Source organism: Metabacillus bambusae (assembly GCF_017497975.1).
Taxonomy (GTDB): Bacteria; Bacillota; Bacilli; order Bacillales; family Bacillaceae; genus Metabacillus; species Metabacillus bambusae.
Genome location: NZ_JAGDEL010000070.1, coordinates 1 through 547, shown reverse-complemented (window position 1 = coordinate 547; position 547 = coordinate 1). Strand labels below are relative to the sequence as shown.

1 rRNA gene is annotated in these 547 nt (G+C 54.8%); it reads left to right on the top strand.

The annotated features are described in order from the left end of the window. A 23S ribosomal RNA gene (locus I7822_RS29625) occupies positions 1-547 on the top strand; the annotation flags it as partial.

The window sequence follows — 547 nt, the reverse complement described above, 5'->3', positions numbered from 1 at the left end:
AAACCTGAAACCGTGCGCTTACAAGAAGTCAGAGCCCGATTCAGGGGTGATGGCGTGCCTTTTGTAGAATGAACCGGCGAGTTACGTTCCCATGCAAGGTTAAGGTGAAGAGCCGGAGCCGCAGCGAAAGCGAGTCTGAATAGGGCGATACAGTATGTGGACGTAGACCCGAAACCGTGTGATCTACCCCTGTCCAGGGTGAAGGTGCGGTAACACGCACTGGAGGCCCGAACCCACGAATGTTGAAAAATTCGGGGATGAGGTGGGGGTAGCGGAGAAATTCCAATCGAACTCGGAGATAGCTGGTTCTCCCCGAAATAGCTTTAGGGCTAGCCTCGGTGTCAGAGTCGTGGAGGTAGAGCACTGATTGGGTGCGGGGCCCGCCAAGGGTTACCAAGTCCAGTCAAGCTCCGAATGCCAAGTACCTATAACCGGGAGTCAGACGGTGAGTGCTAAGATCCATCATCAAGAGGGAAACGACCCAGACCAACAGCTAAGGTCCCCGGATCGGAAGAGCACACTGCCGGATCCCAATGGCTGACACTTT